Origin of the sequence: Tistrella mobilis (genome assembly GCF_039634785.1) — a bacterium.
Taxonomy (GTDB): Bacteria; Pseudomonadota; Alphaproteobacteria; order Tistrellales; family Tistrellaceae; genus Tistrella; species Tistrella mobilis.
Genome location: NZ_JBBIAB010000031.1, coordinates 1 through 16,549 on the forward strand (window position 1 = coordinate 1; position 16,549 = coordinate 16,549).

Annotated in this window: 18 protein-coding genes; 15 read left to right on the forward strand and 3 right to left on the reverse strand. The window is 66.9% G+C overall.

Annotation, left to right across the window (positions count from 1 at the left end):
• Positions 1–162: 162 nt before the first annotated feature.
• Positions 163–576 carry a hypothetical protein gene (locus WI697_RS25085; RefSeq protein ID WP_345960364.1) on the forward strand — a complete coding sequence of 138 codons (414 nt, stop codon included), beginning with the start codon at positions 163–165 and terminating at the stop codon, positions 574–576.
• Positions 577–589: 13 nt separating this feature from the next.
• On the opposite strand, the gene WI697_RS25090 is transcribed toward WI697_RS25085, so the two are convergent.
• The 3 genes from WI697_RS25090 to WI697_RS25100 are packed head-to-tail and all read right to left on the reverse strand — an operon-like array spanning position 590 to position 3,222.
• Positions 590–730 carry a hypothetical protein gene (locus WI697_RS25090; RefSeq protein WP_345960365.1) on the reverse strand — a complete coding sequence of 47 codons (141 nt, stop codon included), beginning with the start codon at positions 728–730 and terminating at the stop codon, positions 590–592.
• A gap of 1 nt (position 731) precedes the next feature.
• The gene (gene cydB / locus WI697_RS25095) at positions 732–1,739 is read right to left on the reverse strand and encodes a cytochrome d ubiquinol oxidase subunit II (RefSeq protein WP_345960400.1); all 1,008 of its coding nucleotides are present in this window, start codon (positions 1,737–1,739) and stop codon (positions 732–734) included.
• Positions 1,740–1,746: 7 nt separating this feature from the next.
• A complete protein-coding gene (locus tag WI697_RS25100; protein ID WP_345960366.1) occupies positions 1,747–3,222 on the reverse strand; it encodes a cytochrome ubiquinol oxidase subunit I in 1,476 nt (491 codons plus the stop codon).
• Between the two features lie 582 nt (positions 3,223–3,804).
• On the opposite strand from WI697_RS25100, the gene WI697_RS25105 reads away from it, so the two are divergent.
• The 14 genes from WI697_RS25105 (at position 3,805) to WI697_RS25170 (ending at position 16,547) form a co-directional block, all read left to right on the forward strand.
• Positions 3,805–5,379, forward strand: a complete 1,575-nt coding sequence (locus WI697_RS25105; RefSeq protein WP_345960367.1) for a class I adenylate-forming enzyme family protein — start codon at positions 3,805–3,807, stop codon at positions 5,377–5,379.
• A 253-nt stretch (positions 5,380–5,632) separates the two neighbouring features.
• Entirely contained in the window at positions 5,633–6,682 is a 1,050-nt protein-coding gene (locus tag WI697_RS25110; RefSeq protein WP_345960368.1) for a TRAP transporter substrate-binding protein, read from the forward strand.
• A gap of 4 nt (positions 6,683–6,686) precedes the next feature.
• On the forward strand, positions 6,687–7,202 hold the full coding sequence (locus tag WI697_RS25115; protein WP_345960369.1) for a TRAP transporter small permease: 516 nt from the start codon (positions 6,687–6,689) through the stop codon (positions 7,200–7,202).
• A complete protein-coding gene (locus WI697_RS25120; RefSeq protein WP_062764211.1) occupies positions 7,199–8,488 on the forward strand; it encodes a TRAP transporter large permease in 1,290 nt (429 codons plus the stop codon). The genes WI697_RS25115 and WI697_RS25120 overlap by 4 nt, the downstream gene beginning before the upstream one ends.
• Positions 8,489–8,569: 81 nt before the next feature.
• Positions 8,570–9,412 carry an alpha/beta fold hydrolase gene (locus tag WI697_RS25125; RefSeq protein ID WP_014752874.1) on the forward strand — a complete coding sequence of 281 codons (843 nt, stop codon included), beginning with the start codon at positions 8,570–8,572 and terminating at the stop codon, positions 9,410–9,412.
• A gap of 25 nt (positions 9,413–9,437) precedes the next feature.
• Positions 9,438–9,737, forward strand: coding sequence for a hypothetical protein (locus tag WI697_RS25130; RefSeq protein ID WP_345960370.1), 300 nt, complete (start codon positions 9,438–9,440; stop codon positions 9,735–9,737).
• Positions 9,734–10,561: a DODA-type extradiol aromatic ring-opening family dioxygenase gene (locus WI697_RS25135; protein ID WP_345960371.1), complete on the forward strand. Its 828-nt coding sequence runs from the start codon at positions 9,734–9,736 to the stop codon at positions 10,559–10,561. Before WI697_RS25130 ends, WI697_RS25135 begins: the two co-directional genes overlap by 4 nt.
• 13 nt (positions 10,562–10,574) lie before the next feature.
• Entirely contained in the window at positions 10,575–10,898 is a 324-nt protein-coding gene (locus WI697_RS25140; protein WP_014752877.1) for a Rieske (2Fe-2S) protein, read from the forward strand.
• A 76-nt stretch (positions 10,899–10,974) separates the two neighbouring features.
• Complete coding sequence (locus WI697_RS25145) at positions 10,975–12,363, forward strand: aromatic ring-hydroxylating oxygenase subunit alpha (RefSeq protein ID WP_345960372.1); 1,389 nt, start codon at positions 10,975–10,977, stop codon at positions 12,361–12,363.
• Between the two features lie 11 nt (positions 12,364–12,374).
• Entirely contained in the window at positions 12,375–12,917 is a 543-nt protein-coding gene (locus tag WI697_RS25150) for a 3-phenylpropionate/cinnamic acid dioxygenase subunit beta (protein WP_296715738.1), read from the forward strand.
• Positions 12,918–12,950: 33 nt separating this feature from the next.
• The gene (gene hcaB / locus WI697_RS25155; RefSeq protein ID WP_345960373.1) at positions 12,951–13,763 is read left to right on the forward strand and encodes a 3-(cis-5,6-dihydroxycyclohexa-1,3-dien-1-yl)propanoate dehydrogenase; all 813 of its coding nucleotides are present in this window, start codon (positions 12,951–12,953) and stop codon (positions 13,761–13,763) included.
• Positions 13,764–13,792: 29 nt separating this feature from the next.
• On the forward strand, positions 13,793–14,815 hold the full coding sequence (locus WI697_RS25160) for an NAD(P)H-dependent flavin oxidoreductase (RefSeq protein WP_062764201.1): 1,023 nt from the start codon (positions 13,793–13,795) through the stop codon (positions 14,813–14,815).
• Positions 14,816–14,820: 5 nt separating this feature from the next.
• Entirely contained in the window at positions 14,821–15,603 is a 783-nt protein-coding gene (locus WI697_RS25165; RefSeq protein ID WP_372070641.1) for a 2-keto-4-pentenoate hydratase, read from the forward strand.
• 5 nt (positions 15,604–15,608) lie between these two features.
• Positions 15,609–16,547, forward strand: a complete 939-nt coding sequence (locus WI697_RS25170; RefSeq protein WP_345960375.1) for an acetaldehyde dehydrogenase (acetylating) — start codon at positions 15,609–15,611, stop codon at positions 16,545–16,547.
• Positions 16,548–16,549: the final 2 nt, after the last annotated feature.

The following is a 16,549-nucleotide window of genomic DNA, read 5'->3' on the forward strand; positions in this document are numbered from 1 at the left end:
CAGGTCGACGGAAAGAGCTTTCGCCATACAGGCTGGCCTCCTTCTCCAGCCTCTATCTTGAATCACAACTGACGGCTGAGGGGAATCCCCTGATTCCTATGCTGGGTAATTTGCTCTAAATTTGGGAATCTCCAGCGGCATCCTTGGCGGCAGAATCTACGAGTGCTGAACGATTCATTGGGGGATCGCAAAGAGAGGCTTCGAAAAATCATCATCGTGCCGTCAAATCAAACGATTAATGATCTCGAAAAATTCAGGGACATTGCAAAAAATCTGGTGACGGATCGTGGCGTGGATGGCGTGGAATTTGAGCCCGTCGGAAATGAAGTTCCCGATTTTGAGGATTTCGATGCGGTCTATCAGCATATTGACCGGATTCGCGCTGACCTCAGGCGATCGATGGGCCGAAAGAAGGCCCGGATCTGCATCGACATCACGTCCGGGACCAAGGTCTACACGGCCGCGGCAATTTCTATTGCCGTAACCCGCGAACTTCCCTTCAGCTATGTGGACAACACCGGCCGGGTCCACTACGCAATGGCCAGGGTCGAGCTGCCGCATCACCTCGAACCCTGACCGCTGCCTTGGGCTACTGCCCCAACCAGAATTTGATCACCAACCCCACCGCCCCGGTAACCGCCACCCCCGCGACCCAGAGGCCCAGGAACCACAGCCACTGGCGCGGGCGGGGGAGGTGGTGATGGCGGTGGGGGGTGTCTTGTTTCGCCATCTCAGTGATACCCCTCATGGCCGGTCTTGCCGCGGAAGACCCAGTAGGCATAGGCGGTGTAGCCCAGGATGATCGGGATCAGCACCGCGGCGCCGACCAGCATGAAGCCCAGGCTCGCCTCGGGGGCGGCCGCCTCCCAGATCGTCACCGCCTGCGGGACCACATGCGGGAAGATGCTGACCCCCAGCCCCGCGAGGCCGAGGGCGAACAGGGCCAGCGCCATCAGGAAGGGGGTGTAGTCGTGGTCGCGGCGAAGCCCGTGGAAGAAGGCGGCGGCGCAGATCAGCACCAGCAGCGGCACCTGCGCCGTGAACAGCACCCGCGGCCAGGCGAACCAGGCCTCGTAATAGGCGCCCGACAGGAAGGGCGTCGCCACACTCACCGCCGCCATGCAGACGAGCGTCGCGATGCCCAGCCGGACCGCCAGGCTGCGGCATTGCAGCTGCAGCACGCCGTCGGTCTTCATCACCAGCCAGGTGGCGCCCAGCAGCGCATAGCCGATCACCAGGCTGACGCCGACCAGCAGGCTGAAGGGGGTGAGCCAGTCCCACCAGCCGCCGGCATAGCTGCGCCCCTCGACCGCGATGCCCTGAAGCAGCGCGCCGAGGGTGATGCCCTGGGCCAGCGTCGCCACGATCGATCCGGCGGTGAAGGCCAAATCCCAGGCCCGGCGGTGGCGGGCGTCGCGCCAGCGGAATTCGAAGGCGACGCCGCGGAAGATCAGCGCCAGCAGCATGGCGATGATCGGGGCATAAAGCGCCGGCAGGATGATCGCATAGGCGAGCGGGAAGGCCGCCATCAGCCCGCCGCCGCCCAGCACCAGCCAGGTTTCGTTGCCGTCCCAGACGGGGGCGACCGAATTCATCACCCGGTCGCGCTGGGGGCCCGGCGCGAAGGCCGGAAACAGGATGCCGAGCCCCAGATCGAAACCGTCCATGACCACATAGGCGAAGACGGCGAAGGCGATGACGAAGGCCCAGATGGTGGGCAGATCGAAGAAACCGGTCATCATCGGATCACCTCTCCTCGCGGGTGGGTGAGGCATGGGTGCCGGGGCCGTGACGGCTGCCGATCGCGCGGCCGGCATGGACGGCGGGTGCCGGCGTGATGCCGGCGGCGCGCACCGGCTGGTGTTCCTCGGTCTCGTCGTCGCGGGTCTGATCGGGGGTGGCGGTCTGCGGCGCCTTGTGCATCAGTTTCAGGATGTAGAGCGTGCCGCTGCCGAAGACGATGAAGTAGACCAGGATGAAGATCAGCAGCGAGGTCGCGACCGCAGGCGCCTCCAGCGGCGAGGCGGACTGCGCCGTGCGCAGCAGACCATAGACGGTGAAGGGCTGACGGCCGACCTCGGTGGTCACCCAGCCGGCGATCACCGCCACGAAACCCGACGGGCCCATGGCCAGCGCAAAGCGGTGCAGCGCGCGGGAGGTATGCAGCCGGCCGCGCAGCCGCTGGACCAGGGCGAAGCTGCCCAGCGCCAGCATCAGGAAGCCCAGCCCGACCATGATGCGGAACGACCAGAACACGATCGGCACATAGGGCCAGTCCTCGCGCGGCACCGTCTCCAGCCCGTCGAGGGGCGCATCCGGATCATGCTTCAGGATCAGCGACGATGCCTTGGGGATGGCGATCTGGTGGCGCACCTCGCCCGCCTCCTGATCGGGAATGCCGAACAGGATCAGCGGCGCGCCGTCGGGATGGCTTTCGAAATGGCCCTCCATGGCCATCACCTTGGCGGGCTGGTGTTCCAGGGTGTTCAGCCCGTGCATGTCGCCGGCGAAGATCTGGATGGGCGCCGCCACCATCACCAGCCCGGTCGCCATCGAGAACATCACCCGCGCCGCCTCGTTGCGGCGGTCGCGCAGCAGATGCCAGGCGCCGACGGCACCGACCACCAGCGCGGTGGTCAGATAGGCGGCAAGCACAGTATGGGCCAGTCGGTAAGGGAAGGAGGGGTTGAAGATGATCTCCAGCCAGCTTTCCGGCACGAACTGCCCGACCTCGTTGATCGAGAAGCCGGCCGGGGTCTGCATCCAGCTGTTGGCCGAGAGAATCCAGAAGGCCGAGATGAAGGTGCCGATCGCGACCATCAGGGTCGCCGCGAAATGCAGGCCGCGACCGACGCGGTTCATGCCGAACAGCATCACGCCCAGGAAGCCGGCTTCCAGGAAGAAGGCGGTCATCACCTCATAGGCCATCAGCGGCCCGATCACCGGCCCGGCCTTGTCGGAGAACACCGACCAGTTGGTGCCGAACTGATAGGACATCACGATGCCCGACACCACGCCCATGCCGAAGGCGAGGGCGAAGATCTTCAGCCAGTATTTGAACAGGGTGAGATAGACCGTGCGCCCCGTCTTCAGCCACAGCGCCTCCAGCACCGCCAGATAGCTGGCAAGGCCGATGGAGAAGGCCGGGAAGATGAAGTGGAACGACACGGTGAAGGCGAACTGGATGCGCGCCAGGAGAACGGCGTCGGCCTGATCAAACATGGCCGCCTCCGTCGGGTGATGCCTGGCCGCGATCGGCGGGGCGGCGGCGCGGCAGATCGGTCGATGCCATGACACTCCTCCTCGGAAGATGGTCCCGGGCTCGAACGGGCGGTGAGACATCGTCGGAACGACGCCTGGACCATAAGGTTGCCCGCGACGCGGCTTCGGCAAGGCCGGGTGAGGCAGCCTGTCGCGGCAGCGCCATCCAAGACCCGCCGGCGCCCATGCCTCAACTGCAGCAATGTCGCAGCCCTGTCGCAGGCGCGCGCTACCGGACGTAGAGAAAAGGGCCCGTCCGGCAGCTGCGTCATCCGGTCGCGCCGCCGCACAACTGCTTGAGAGAGCGGGGTGAATTCTTGCCGACCCCCGCCGGTGACATGGTCGCGACATCCCCGCAGACGCGACAGGGGCGGGTTTGACCAAACGCGCATTTGCGACGTCAGGCCGCGATATTTTTGATCTGGATCAAAGCGCAGGGGCGGGTTTCGTGAGAGGCTGGCGGTTCCATACCAAGAGGTATTGACTCAAAGCCGGCGCCACGGTACTTCCTTGTGCAACGAATAGCGACGCAGGGAGGACGAAATGACGTCGCAGGCTCCGGTCGTTCACGGCCGTGGAGAGCCCCGGCCGGCCTTCGGGTCCGTGCTGGCGGCTTTCGACCACGCCGTCACCCAACATGCTGAAACAACGGCACTCATTCACCGCGGGCGCAGCCTGGATTATGCGGCCGAGGGCCGCGCGGTCGCGGAACTCGCAGGCTGGATCGAGGCCGCGGGTTTTGGTGGCCGCAGCGTGGTGCTGCTGATCCCCAACGGGATCGAGTATCACATCGCATACTTTGCAGTCTTGTATGCCGGCGCCACGCCGGTGCTGCTGAACCCGCTCTATCCCGCGCCGGCGCTGGAGCCGCTGTTCGCCGATGCCGAGCCGGCGCTGGTGCTGACGGTGCCCGAGACGGCCGAGGCCGCCCGCGCGCTGATGCCCCGCTTCGGCCACCGGGTTCTGGTGCTGGGCGAGGGCGATTTCACCCCCGACGCCCTGGCAGCCCGCGGGCCGGCGGTCTGGGTGCCGCGCCAGGCCTCGCCCCAGGCGCCGGCCGCGCTGATGTTCACCGGCGGCACCACCGGCATTTCCAAGGCCATCGTTCACAGCCACCGGGCGATGATGGATGCGATCCTGCGCATCGACTGGGGCTGGCCGACCCGCGCCCAAGGCGAGGTCTGGCTGCCGGTCGCGCCGATGTTCCACATCTATGGCTGGCTGTTCGGGGTTGGCAATCCCGTCCATGCCGCGGCGACCCTGGTGATCCCCGATCGTTTTCAGCCCGATCATGTCGTCGATCTGATCGCGCGTCACCGCGTGACGGTCTTCGGCGGCGGGCCGCCGGCGATCTATCAGGGGCTGATGGCGGCGCAGGATTTCGAAACCGCCGACCTCTCTTCGCTTGCGGTCTGCGGCGGCGGCGGCGCGCCCTTCCCGGTGGAGGTGCTGAAGCGCTGGAAAGACCGGACCGGCGTCGATATCGCCGAAGGCTATGGCATGACCGAGATCGCGCCGATCGCGGTCAATACCGACAGTTTCGGCCGCAAGGCCGGCTCGGTCGGCAAGCCGGTGCCGGATGTCGCGATCCGCATCGCCGACCTGAACGACTGGTCGCGGGAACTGCCGACGGGCGAGGCGGGCGAGGTCTGCGTGCGCGGGCCGCACGCGCTGACCGGATACCGCAACCGCCCGGACGAGACCGCGGCCACCATCCGCGACGGCTGGGTGCTGACCGGCGATATCGGCTTTGTCGATGCCGAAGGCTTCCTGACCATCACCGACCGCAAGAAGGACGTGATCCTGGTCAAGGGTTTCAACGTCTTCCCGCGCGAGGTGGAAGAGGTCATCCACCAGCATCCGGATGTGCGGGGGGTCGGCGTGGTCAGCCTGCCCGATGCGCGGTCGGGTGAACGGATCATCGCCTTCGTGGTGGTCGATCCCTATGCCGAGACCGGTGTGGCGGAGCTGGTGGCGCATTGCAAGGCGCGGCTGGTCGCCTACAAGGTCCCGGCCGAGATCCGCCTGATCGAGGATCTGCCGCTGACCCCGGCCCGCAAGCTGGACCGCATCGCGCTCCGCCGCCAGGCGGCGGAAGCGGCCGAAGCTGCGGCCTGACCGGTGCGGCATGAAGGTGGATTCCCGCCTTCGCGGGAATGACGAAGCTTTTTTTCAAGGAGCCCGTGTGGTCGCGGCGATGACGTCGACCTCCGGTTCCAGACGGCAAAAGCCGTCATCCCCGCGCAGGCGGGGATCCACCTTTCCATCCGCGTGACGATCGCTGCCGACAGGCTGCCAGACCAGGCACACCGAACTTTGCCCTCAACATACCAAAGAGTACTGTGGGCATCAGCAACAGGGGGGACTGTCCATGAAGATGCAAGGTCTCAAACGCGCCGGCCTCAGACTTGGTCTCGCCACCGCCGGCGCCGTGATCGCGATGACCGCGGCGGCCATGGCCGAGCCGGTGGTGCTGCGTTACAACCAGTGGTTCCCGACCGGCCATTGGTCGCAGACCGAGGGTCTGTATCCCTGGTTCGCCGAGATCGAGGCGGCCACCGAAGGCCGGGTGAAGGTGGAGCCCTCGGCCAAGCCGATCGCGCCGCCGAACCGCAATTATCAGGCGGTGGTCGACGGGGTCGCCGATCTCGCCTGGGGCCCCCATGGCTACACCCCCGGCGTGTTTCCGCTGACCGAAATGGTGGAACTGCCCTTCATCACCGAGGACGCCGGCAAAAGCTCGGTCGCCTTCTGGCGGCTCTGGGAGAACTTTTTCGCGCCCACCGGCATGCAGGGCGATGTTGTGACGCTGGCGATGCACGTCACCTCGGGCGGCAACATCCATATGCGTGAGACCGCGGTCGAAAGCCTGGCCGATCTCAAGGCGCAGAAGATCCGCGTGCCCACCCCCACCGTCGGCCGGGTGCTGAAGGATGTGGGCGCGGTGCCGGTTTCGGGGTCGCTGGGTGAACTGCGCGAGATGCTCTCCCGCGGCATCATCGACGGCACCGCGATTTCCGACGAGCTGGTGACCGGTTTCAAGGTCGAACAGTATGTGAAGCATGTCACCCGCATCCCCGGCGGGCTTTATTCCAACGCCGCCTTCGTCATCGTTAACAAGGCGAAGTGGGAGAAGATTTCGGAAGCCGATCGCGCCGCCATCCTGAAGCTGTCGGGCGAGACGCTGTCGGAAAAGATGGGCGCCCTCTGGCACAAACACGATCTGATCGCGCGTGAGGCCATCAAGGCCGAACTGGGCGATGCCTATCGCGATGCCAGCCCGGCCTTCCTTGCCGAGTTGAAGGCCGCTTTCCAGCCGGCCGAGGTGGCGTGGCTGGAACAGGCCGCGAAGCTCGGCATCGACGGCGGCGGCGCGCTCAACTTCTACCGCGCCGAACTGGCCCGCAGCGGGGGCAATTGAGGCCATGACCGCCCTGATCCGCATGGTGCGCGGCCTGACCGACCGGATCGCCATGGCCACGCTGATGCTCATGGCCCTGGTCACCTTCATCGACGTCGCCGGCCGGGTGCTGTTCAACGAGCCGCTGGGCTTCGCCTACGAGATGATCGGCGTGCTGCTGGGCCTTGCCACCTATGCCGGGCTCTACGCCACCCAGCTGCATCGCGGCCATATCGCGATCGACCTGCTGGAGGATCGCTATCGGCGCTGGCCGCGTTTCGATGCGGTTCGGGGCGCTCTGGTCTGGCTGGTGGAGGCGCTGTTCTGGGGGCTGGTCGCCGCCTGGATCACCCGCCAGGCCGGCACCTCCATGGCCTATGGCGAAACCTTCCTCTTCCTGCCGGTTGCGAAGCATGTGCCGCTCTATGCGCTGGCGGTGCTGGCCTGGCTGGCCTTTGCCGGCCATCTCGCCCGCGGCTGGCTGACCGTCACCGGCCGTAGCCTCGCACCCGGGGCCGGCAAAGCGGAGCAGGTCGGATGATCGTCACCATCGCCTTTCTGATCCTGTTCGCGCTGCTGCTGCTGCGCACGCCGATTGCGGCCGCCACCGGCCTGGTCGGCATCGGCGGGCTCGCGGTCTATCAGGGCATCGGCCCGGCGCTGTCGCAGATCGGCATCATCGCCACCGAGACGGTGCTCACCTATGAATTCGCGGTCATCCCGCTGTTCATCCTGATGGGCGCCTTCATCAGCCGCTCGGGCATCGCCGAGGAACTCTACCGGGCCTGCCATGCCCTGGTCGGCCATCGCCGGGGCGGGCTCGCGGTCGCCACCGTCGTCGCCTGCGGCGGCTTCGGGGCGGTCTGCGGCTCCAGCCTCGCCACCGCGGCCACCATGTCGCGGGTCGCCTATCCGCCGATGAAGAAATACGGCTACAGCGATGCGCTGGCCTCGGGCTCGATCGCGGCCGGCGGCACGCTGGGCATCCTGATCCCGCCCTCGATCGCGCTGGTCTTCTACGGCATCCTCACCGAGACCGATATCGGCCAGCTGTTCATCGCCGGGCTTCTGCCGGGTGTGGTCGGCATCCTGCTCTATGCGGCGGCGGTCGTCGCCGTCACCACCCTCGACCGCAAGGCCGGGCCTGCGGCGGAGCGGATGCCGCTGCGCGATCGGCTGAAGGCGCTGCGCGATGTCTGGGCCACGGGTCTGCTGTTCGTCATCGTGATGGGCGGCATCTATGGCGGGTTCTTCTCGCCCACCGAAAGCGCCGGCATCGGCGCGGTCGGCGCCCTGCTCATCACCGCCGCCCGCGGCCGGGCCAGCCTGGCGATGGTCCGCGATGCGCTGACCGATGCCGCCCACACCACCGTCGCCCTGATCGCGATCCTGATCGGCGCCTTCCTCTTCGCCAATCTGATCAATGTCGCAAGCGTTCCCCAGGCGCTGGTCGCCTGGATCGGGGCCATGGACGTGCCGCCGCTGGTGGTGATCCTGGCGATCATCGGCGTCTATCTGGTGCTGGGCTGCGTGCTGGAAAGCATGTCGATGATGCTGTTGACCGTGCCGGTGTTCTATCCCCTGGTCGCGAGCCTCGGCTACGACCTGATCTGGTTCGGCATCGTGGTGGTGGTCGTGACCGAAATCAGCCTGATCACCCCGCCGATCGGCCTCAACGTCTTCGTGCTGCGCGCGGTGCTGCCCGATGTCCGGCTGGCCTCGGTGTTCCGCGGGGTCATGCCCTTCATCGCCGCCGATGTCGTCCGTCTCGCCCTCATCCTGTTCGTGCCCTGGCTGTCGCTGGCCCTGCCGCAGCTGATGCGCTAGCCGATCCTGCCCCTTGTCATGCCCCCGACCATGGGGTTGCGTCTCTTCCATACCTTCAGGTACTGAAAAGGAACCGCACCGATGAATGCCCAGGCCCCTGCCGCCATCCAGGTCGTCACCCGCACCATCCAGGCCCATGATCATCGCACCAATCTGCACGAGGCCGGCCAGGGCCGCCCGGTGGTGCTGCTCCATGGGTCCGGCGCCGGGGTCTCTGCCGCGGCCAACTGGTCGAAGGTGATCCCTGAACTGGCCCGCAATTTCCATGTCGTCGCCCCTGATATCGCCGGCTTCGGCATGACTGAACTCAAGCCCGATGCGCGCTATGACATCAAGCTCTGGGTCGCGCATTTCATCGGCATCCTGGACGCGCTGGGCCTGGAGAAGGTCGGCGTGGTCGGCAATTCCTTCGGCGGCGCGCTGGGCCTTGCCACCGCGCTGTCGCACCCGACCCGCATCGACCGCCTGGTACTGCTCGGCACCCCCTGCGGCGAATTCCCGATGACCGACGGCCTGCGCGCCCAGCTGGAGTTCGACGGCACGATCGAGGGCATGCGCCACGCGGTCAGCTTCTTCCCCCATGACGACAGCATCATCACCGACGAGCTGATCCAGCGCCGGTTCGAGGCCGCCACCCAGCCGGGTGCGCTCGAAGCCTTCCGCAAGCTGATGCCGGCGCCTGCGGGTGATGAGCGGCCCACCGTGCGCGGCATTCCGCTCAAGGCGCTGGCGACCCTGCCGCACCGCGCGCTGATCCTGCATGGCCGTGAAGACCGGGTGGTGCCGTTCGAACGCGCGCTCGACATGCACCGCTCGGTGCCGAATTCGGAGCTGCATTCCTTCGGCCAGTGCGGCCACTGGGTGCAGATCGAGCGCGAGGCCCGTTTCCTGGATCTCGTCACCGAATTCATGGCCCGCGACTGATCCGGCGTGAAGGAGGGCCATGCCCATGAGCCGCGACGTGCTCGAAAAGCTGCTCTACGACCTGTCGACCAGCCGGCAGAACCGCGAGGCCTTTGCCGCCGATGCCGAAAAATACCTCGCCCGCTATCGGTTGAGCGCCGAGGAAAAGGCGCTGGTGCGCGACTACGACGTCCGCGCGCTGGCCGATCTCGGCGTCAACACCATGCTGACCTGGGGCTTCTGGCTCCAGGCTGGCCGGCGCAACCCCGACTATATTCGCGCCATGCAGGGCCGCGCCGTGCAGAACCAGAACAGCGCCACCCCGACCGAAGGAGCCCCGTCATGAGCCGGATCGTCGGCGGTTTCGTCGTCCCCCACGACCCCGTGATGTATGCCGCCCCCAAGGCTGCGAGCGAGGCCGAGGCGGCCGCGGTCTATGGCGCCTATGCTGCGATCGCCCGCCGGATCGGCGAGCTTCGGGCCACCACCGCCATCGTCATCGGCTGCGACCACTACATCCTGTTCGGCACGGATTGCCTGCCGCAATACGTCATCGCGACCGGCGAGGTCGACGGCCCGATCGACCAGCTGCCCGGGCTGAAGCGCGGCCCGATCGAGAACCATAGCGATCTCGCCCGCCACATCGCCGAACAGGGCTTCGCCGAAGGCTTCGACTGGACGGTCGGCCGGTCGATGCAGGTCGATCATTCGATCGCCATCCCGCACCAGCTGTTGATCGCCCCCAATGCCGGGGTGAAGACTGTGCCGGTGATGCTGGCCTGCGGCGTCGACCCCTATATCCACAAGCGCCGCGCCTTCGATCTGGGCCGCCAGATCGGCCGGGCGGTGGCAAGCCATGCCGGTGACGAGCGGGTGGTGGTGATCGGCTCTGGCGGCATTTCGCACTGGGTCGGCACCGCCGAGATGGGCCGCATCAACCCCGATTTCGACCGGATGGTGCTGGATTGCGTCGCCCGCGGCGATGCCGAGGCGCTGATCGCGCTCGACGACGCCACCATCCTGGAACAGGGCGGCAATGGCGCCATGGAAATCCGCACCTTCATCTGCGCCATGGGCGCGGTCGGCGGCAGCCAGGCCCGGGTGATCGACTATCTGCCGGTCCCCGGCTGGATCACCGGCCTCGGCTTCGCCGAACTCGCCGCCGCCTGAGGAGACGCCCCCCATGACCGATACCACCCTGATCCGCCTTTGCGATGCGGCCGATCTTGCCGAAGGCGAGGTGCTGAAGATCGAGATCGACGGCCGCAAGCCGCTGGCCGCCACCCTGGTCGACGGCGTGGTCCATGTCTTCGACGACACCTGCCCGCATGCCGAGGAATCGCTGTCGAAGGGCTGGGTAGAGGATGGCCGGGTGGTCTGCCCTGTCCATTTCGCCGAATTCGACCTGGCCGACGGCAGTGTCCACAACGCCCCGGCGGGCTGCGGAAAGCTCCGCGCCTATGCGGCCGAACTGCGCGACGGCGCGGTTTTCGCCAGCCTCGGCTGAACGGTCCCGATACGCGCGCCTGCGCCACAAAAAACACAAGCTCTCCCATCCGGTCCGCCCTTCGGAGGAACAAGTCATGTGCGACGCCAAGGCGCGCCCCGACATGCAGCCGGTCTACCCCAAGGCCGGCAGCTATCCCGATTTCGCCGATCTGGTCGACGACAGCCGCGCCCAGGTCGATCGCCGGGTCTTCATCGACCGCGCGATCTATGAAGCCGAGCTTCGGCAGATTTTCGGCCGGGCCTGGCTGTTCCTGGCCCATGAAAGCCAGATCCCCAATCCCGGCGATTTCGTGCGCACCTATATGGGCGAGGACGACGTCATCGTTGTCCGCCAGCGCAATGGCCGCATCGGCGCCTATCTGAATTCCTGCCCGCATCGCGGCAACCGGGTGTGCATGGTGGACAGCGGCAAAAAGGCCCGCGGCTTCATCTGCAATTATCACGGCTGGTCCTTCGGCATCGACGGCCGGCTGAACGGCACCGACGGCAAGGTCTATGACAAGGATCCCGGCTTTCAGAAATCCGAGATCGGCCTGACCCCGGTCGCCCAGGTCGCGAGCTACAAGGGCCTGGTCTTCGGCACCTTCGATCCCGAGGCGCCGTCGCTTGAAGACTATTTCGGGCCCTTCACCTGGTATCTCGACGTCATGCTCGACAATGACGAGGGCGGCACCGAATTCATCGGCGGCTGCGTCAAGTCCACCGTCGAGTGCAACTGGAAGTTCCCGGCCGAGAACTTCGTCGGCGACATCCTGCATGCCTTCTGGACCCATCAATCGGGTGCCGAGGCGATCCTGGGCGGGGCCGTCGATCTGGGCTCGCGCTATGACGAGCGCGCCTTCCAGGCCAGCGTCTACGGCCATGGCATCGAAACCAATCTCGACAAGGTCGGCAACACCCGCACGCTGGGCTTTCCCGAGCTGAACGACTATGTGCTGGGCCGCTACGAGGCGGTCAAGGCGCGGCTGGGCGAGGTCAGGGCGCGGATGGTGGGGGCCGTGTCGTCCTGCACCGTCTTCCCCAATTTCTCGTTCCTGCCCGGCCAGGCGACCTTCCGCGTCTGGCATCCCAAGGGGCCGGACCGGATCGACCTCTACACCTGGACGCTGGTGAACAGGAATATGCCCGAGCGGATCAAAGAGCTTTACCGCAAAGGCACCATGATGACCTTCTCGCCCGGCGGCGTGTTCGAAATGGACGACGGCGAGAACTGGGAATACTGCACCAAGGCCAATCAGGGCTGGGTGACCCGGCATCAGAAGCTGCATTACGGCCTGGGCCAGGACAGCGGCTGGGCCGAGTCAAGCCTGCCCGGCCATATCCATCACGGCTCGCTCAACGACGCCAATCAGCGCCAGTTCTACAAGCGCTGGGCCGAATTCATGCGCTTCGACAGCTGGGGCGATCTGCAGCGCGCCGAGACCGCGCCGCCGGCCAAACCGCTGCCCCAGGCGGCCGAGTGAGGGAGGCGAGGATGACCGTGCAAACCGTTCCCATGCTGGACGAAACCCCCGTCGCCGACGAGCTGCTCCGCCGCATCGAGCGCTTCTATTACCGCGAGGCGCGGCTGCTCGACCGCGAGGCCTATGCCGACTGGCTGACCCTGCTCGATCCCGGCATCCGCTACTGGATGCCGGCCATGGAGACCCGCAAACGCGGCGATCAGCGCGGGCCCTGGACCGATGGCGAGATGTCCTATTTCGACGATGATTTCGCCATGCTCAGGGTCCGCGTCGCCCGCTATGAACAGCCCTCGGCCTGGGCCGACAACCCGGCGACGCGGCATCTGCACATCGTGACCAACATCGAGGCGATCGAGACCGGCACCCCCGGTCTGGTGCGGGCGTTCTCGTGCTTCGAGAACGTGCGCAATCGCAACGAAAAGGACCAGGACGTCATCCATGGCCGCCGCGAAGACCTGCTGAAGCTGGAGGACGGGCGGATCACCATCGCCGAACGGCGGATCCTGATCGTGCAGAACATCCTGCTGTCCAAGAACCTCAACACCTTCTTCTGACAGACCTTATCCAAACTTTGGGAGGACGGCGTGATGACGGGCAGGGCCCTGGAAGGCGAGGCGGCGCTGGTCACCGGCGGCGGCAAGGGCATCGGCCGGGCGGTGGTCGACCGTTTCGTGGCCGAGGGTGCGCAGGTCGGCGTGCTTGTGCGTTCTGCGGCTGATGCCGATGATCTGGTCCGCGCGCATGGCGACCGGGTGGCCCCGGTGATCGGCGATGTCCGGTCCTGGGACGACAATCTCCGCGCGGTAACCACGGTCGTCGAGCGCTTCGGCAGGCTGGACGTGCTGGTGCCCAATGCCGGCGTCTACGATTTCTCGGTGCCGTTCGAAGACCAGACCGGGCCCGAAATCGCCGCGCGTTTCGACGAGTTGATCGCCGTCAACGTCAAAGGCTATCTGCTGGCCGCGCGGGCGGCGCTGGAACCGCTTCGGGCCACGCGCGGGTCGATCGTCTTCACGCTGTCCTCCTCGTCCTTCTATGCCGGCGGCGGCGGGGTGCTCTACGTCACCTCGAAACACGCCCTGGTCGGCACGGTGCGCCAGCTCGCCTTCGAGCTGGCGCCCGAGATCCGGGTCAATGCCGTCGCCCCCGGCGGCACCCGCACCGGGCTTGGCGGTCTCGCCTCGGCCGGGGCGGAGGCCACCCGTCTGGATGCGATCGAGGGCTTCGACCGCATGGTGGCCAAGACCGTGCCGCTGGGCTTCCTGTCCGAGCCCGAAGACCATGCCGATGCCTATGTCCTGCTCGCCAGCCGCAGCGCCTCGCGCTTCATGACCGCGGTGATCCTGCCCTCGGATGGCGGGCTGGAGGTGCGCGGCGGCGGCCGGCGCAAGCGCGGCTGACCCGCGCCATCTGCAACCGGAGATAAAGAATGACCAATGACGTGGCAAGCCAGGTTGCATCGCTGAAAGACCAGCTGCGCCTGCCGGTGATCGTGGCGCCGATGTTCCTGGTCTCGGGCCCCGATCTGGTGGTGGAGGCCTGCCGGGCCGGGCTGATGGGCTCGCTGCCCGGGCCCAATGGCCGGACGATCGACGATCTGCGGGCCTGGTTCACCGACATCGCCACCCGGCTGGATGCCGCGCGTGCCGCCGGTGAGCGGCCGGCGCCCTGGGCCTTCAACATGATCACCCATCAGAGCTATGGCCGTTTCGACGACGAGATCGCGCTGGTGCAGGAGTTCCGCCCCGGCATCGTGATCACCGCGCTCGGCGGCCCGCATCGGGTGACCGATGCGGTGCACGGCTATGGCGGCCTGGTCTTCGCCGACGTCAATTCGGCGAGCTTCGCCCGCAAGGCGGTCGACAAGGGGGCCGACGGGCTGGTGCTGGTCTGTTCCGGTGCCGGCGGCCATACCGGCGAATATGCCATGCTCGCCTTCATCGACGAGGTGCGCAGCTTCTTCGACGGGCCGATCGTGGTCGGCGGTGCGATCAGCCATGGCCGCAGCGTTCGCGCCGTGGAACTGCTCGGCGCCGATTTCGCCTATATGGGCACCCGCTTCATCGCCACCCCGGAAAGCCTGGTCTCCGACGACTACCGCGCCATGGTGGTCGACAGCCGGATGGAGGATCTGGTGGCGTCGCGGGCCATCACCGGCGCGCTCGGCAACTGGATGCGCGCCTCGATCGAAAAGGCCGGCATCCCGCTCGATGCCATGAAGGCCGAGGCCAGGATCGATTTCTCGGGCGACATGCATTCGGGCGTGAAGGCCTGGAAATACGTCTGGAGCGCCGGCCAGGGCGTGGGGGCGGCCGATCGCGTCACCCCCGTGCGCGAGCTGGCCGACCGGCTGGTCGCCGAATATCTCGCGGCCTTCCGGGCCGAACGCACCACCCATACCGCCTTCGCCCGCCGCAATGGCTGGCAGGCCGCAGCGGAAGCCGCAGAATGACCCAGATCACCCCCGATATCCAGGCCGCGGCCGCGGCGATCTTCGCCGCACGCGAGAGCCTGACCCAGATCCCGCCGGTGCGCGAGACCCATGGCATCACCGATGTCGAGGCCGCCTATGCCGTGCAGGCGCTGAACACCGCCCGCTGGATCGAGGCCGGCCGCCGCCCGGTCGGCGCCAAGATCGGCCTGACCTCGAAGGCCGTGCAGGACCAGCTGGGCGTGGGCGAGCCCGATTTCGGCACGATCTGGGCCGATTACGCCTTCGGCGAAGGCGATGTCGTGCCGCTCCGCCGTTTCATGCAGCCCAAGGTGGAGGCCGAAATCGCCTTCGTGATCGGCCGGCGGATCGATGATCCGCAGATCTCGCTCACCCGGCTGACCGGGGCGATCGATTGCGCCTATGCCGCGGTCGAAATCGTCGACAGCGCCATTGCCGCCTGGAACATCCGCCTCGCCGACACCGTCGCCGACAATGCCTCGGGCGGGGGCTTTGCGCTCGGCACCGAACCCCGCCGGATCGGCGATGTCGATCTGCGCCTGGGCGGCATGGTGCTGACCCTGAACGGCCGTCCGGCCTCGATCGGGGTCGGCGCCGCCTGTCTCGGCCATCCGCTGAACGCCACGCTCTGGCTGGCCCGGCGCATGGCGGAACTCGGCCGGCCGCTGGAGGCGGGCGACATCGTGCTCTCGGGCGCCCTGGGCCCCATGGTGCCGGTGGCCTCGGGCGACGTTTGCACCGTCGAGATCCAGGGCTTCGCGCCGCTTTCCTTCGTGTTCGGAGACTGACACCCATGACCAAGGTCAAATGCGCCATCATCGGCTCGGGCAATATCGGCACCGATCTGATGATCAAGATCATGCGCATGTCGAAGACGCTGGAGATGGCGGCCATGGTCGGCATCGACCCCGAGAGCGACGGGCTGAAGCGGGCCGCACGGCTGGGCATCGCCACCACCCATGACGGCATCGAGGGGCTGCAGGCCCTGCCGGTCTATCCCGAGATCGGCATCGTTTTCGACGCCACCTCGGCCGGCGCCCATGCCCGGCACGACCGGCTGCTTCAGGCCGACGGCAAGCAGGTGATCGACCTCACCCCGGCCGCCATCGGCCCCTATGTGGTGCCGCCGGTCAATCTGGATGCCATGCGCGATGCCCCCAATGTCAACATGGTCACCTGCGGCGGCCAGGCCACCATCCCGATCGTGGCGGCGGTGGCGAGCGTTGCGCCGGTGACCTATGCCGAGATCGTGGCCTCGATTTCCTCGCGCTCGGCCGGCCCCGGCACCCGTGCCAATATCGACGAATTCACCGAGACCACCTCGCGTGCCATCCGCGAGGTCGGCGGTGCCGGTGCCGGCAAGGCGATCATCGTGCTGAACCCGGCCGAGCCGCCGCTGATCATGCGCGACACGGTCTATTGCCTGGCGCAGACCCAGGACCGCGAGGCGGTCCGCGCGGCGATCGAGAAGATGGTGGCCGAGGTTCAGGCCTATGTCCCCGGCTATCGGCTGAAGCAGGCGGTGCAGTTCGAGGTGATCGGCGACAACGCCCCGCTCCGCATCCCCGGCGTCGCCGAGGCGGCCACCGGCCTCAAGGTCAGCGTCTTCCTGGAGGTCGAGGGCGCCGGCCATTATCTGCCGGCCTATGCCGGCAATCTCGACATCATGACCTCGGCGGCGCTGAAAACCGCCGAACGCCTGGTCGACCTGCGGCGCGAGAAGGCAGCCTGACC

What these genes read in the sequence shown, in the direction of transcription:
- WI697_RS25090 (WP_345960365.1), bottom strand. Translation starts at nt 730, where the DNA reads ATGGCGAAACAAGACACCCCCCACCGCCATCACCACCTCCCCCGCCCG.
- cydB (WP_345960400.1), bottom strand. Translation starts at nt 1,739, where the DNA reads ATGACCGGTTTCTTCGATCTGCCCACCATCTGGGCCTTCGTCATCGCC.
- WI697_RS25100 (WP_345960366.1), bottom strand. Translation starts at nt 3,222, where the DNA reads ATGTTTGATCAGGCCGACGCCGTTCTCCTGGCGCGCATCCAGTTCGCC.
- WI697_RS25105 (WP_345960367.1), top strand. Translation starts at nt 3,805, where the DNA reads ATGACGTCGCAGGCTCCGGTCGTTCACGGCCGTGGAGAGCCCCGGCCG.
- WI697_RS25110 (WP_345960368.1), top strand. Translation starts at nt 5,633, where the DNA reads ATGAAGATGCAAGGTCTCAAACGCGCCGGCCTCAGACTTGGTCTCGCC.
- WI697_RS25115 (WP_345960369.1), top strand. Translation starts at nt 6,687, where the DNA reads ATGACCGCCCTGATCCGCATGGTGCGCGGCCTGACCGACCGGATCGCC.
- WI697_RS25120 (WP_062764211.1), top strand. Translation starts at nt 7,199, where the DNA reads ATGATCGTCACCATCGCCTTTCTGATCCTGTTCGCGCTGCTGCTGCTG.
- WI697_RS25125 (WP_014752874.1), top strand. Translation starts at nt 8,570, where the DNA reads ATGAATGCCCAGGCCCCTGCCGCCATCCAGGTCGTCACCCGCACCATC.
- WI697_RS25130 (WP_345960370.1), top strand. Translation starts at nt 9,438, where the DNA reads ATGAGCCGCGACGTGCTCGAAAAGCTGCTCTACGACCTGTCGACCAGC.
- WI697_RS25135 (WP_345960371.1), top strand. Translation starts at nt 9,734, where the DNA reads ATGAGCCGGATCGTCGGCGGTTTCGTCGTCCCCCACGACCCCGTGATG.
- WI697_RS25140 (WP_014752877.1), top strand. Translation starts at nt 10,575, where the DNA reads ATGACCGATACCACCCTGATCCGCCTTTGCGATGCGGCCGATCTTGCC.
- WI697_RS25145 (WP_345960372.1), top strand. Translation starts at nt 10,975, where the DNA reads ATGTGCGACGCCAAGGCGCGCCCCGACATGCAGCCGGTCTACCCCAAG.
- WI697_RS25150 (WP_296715738.1), top strand. Translation starts at nt 12,375, where the DNA reads ATGACCGTGCAAACCGTTCCCATGCTGGACGAAACCCCCGTCGCCGAC.
- hcaB (WP_345960373.1), top strand. Translation starts at nt 12,951, where the DNA reads ATGACGGGCAGGGCCCTGGAAGGCGAGGCGGCGCTGGTCACCGGCGGC.
- WI697_RS25160 (WP_062764201.1), top strand. Translation starts at nt 13,793, where the DNA reads ATGACCAATGACGTGGCAAGCCAGGTTGCATCGCTGAAAGACCAGCTG.
- WI697_RS25170 (WP_345960375.1), top strand. Translation starts at nt 15,609, where the DNA reads ATGACCAAGGTCAAATGCGCCATCATCGGCTCGGGCAATATCGGCACC.